This window comes from Corallococcus exercitus, from assembly GCF_003611585.1.
GTDB lineage: Bacteria > Myxococcota > Myxococcia > Myxococcales > Myxococcaceae > Corallococcus > Corallococcus exercitus.
Genome location: NZ_RAVW01000829.1, coordinates 1 through 854, shown reverse-complemented (window position 1 = coordinate 854; position 854 = coordinate 1). Strand labels below are relative to the sequence as shown.

The following is an 854-nucleotide window of genomic DNA, read 5'->3' as shown; positions in this document are numbered from 1 at the left end:
AGGCGGTGGCGGCGGAGCTGGGGCTGCCGGTGGCGGACGTGCGGCGGCTGGTGGACGTGGGCGCCGTGTACGTGGCGGGGCGCCGCGCGCGGGACGGGGCGGTGCGGCTGCAGCCCGCGCAGGTGGTGACGGTGGTGCTGGAGGAGGCGGGGCAGAGTCCCCTGGAGGCCGCGAAGCCGGCGGCCCCCTTGCGCGTGCTGTTCGAGGACGCGGACGTCATCGCGGTGGACAAGCCCGCGGGCCTGAACGCGCAGCCCACGGAAGGGCGCGTGGGCGGAAGCCTCGTGGACGTGGTGAGCGAGCACCTGGGACGGCAGGCGGGGCTGGTGCACCGGCTGGACCGGGAGACCTCCGGGGTGACGGTGTTCGGCAAGACGGCCGCCGCCACCTCCGCGCTGGCGGAGGCGTTCCGGGAGGGCACCGCGCGCAAGCGGTACCTCGCGGCGACGGGGCCGGGGCTTCCGGCGGGCGGCACGGTGGACCTGCCCCTGTCGAAGGACCCGTCGCGGCCGGGGCGCTGGCGGGCGACCCGCGCGGCCAACGGCGTGCCCGCGTGGACGGACTACCGGACGCTGTTCACGGGGGACGTTTTCTGCCTGGTGGAGCTGCTGCCCCGGACGGGCCGCACGCACCAGCTCCGGGCGCACCTGACGGCGCTGGGGACGCCCATCCTGGGGGACGCGCGCTACGGCGGTGCTGGGAGCGCGGGGAGCCTGATGGCGCCGCGCTGCCTGCTGCACGCGCACGCGCTGGAGCTGGGCCATCCGCGCACGGGCCAGCCGCTGCGGCTGGAGGCGCCGGTGCCGGACGACCTGCGCGCCTTCTTCGACGCGGCGGGGGTGGGCATTCCGGAG

General features: G+C 77.4%; 1 protein-coding gene. It reads left to right on the top strand.

The genetic code is table 11. The features are described 5' to 3' along the window. The coding region (locus D7W79_RS42370; RefSeq protein WP_147442370.1) for an RluA family pseudouridine synthase at positions 1-854 on the top strand (854 nt) is incomplete at both ends.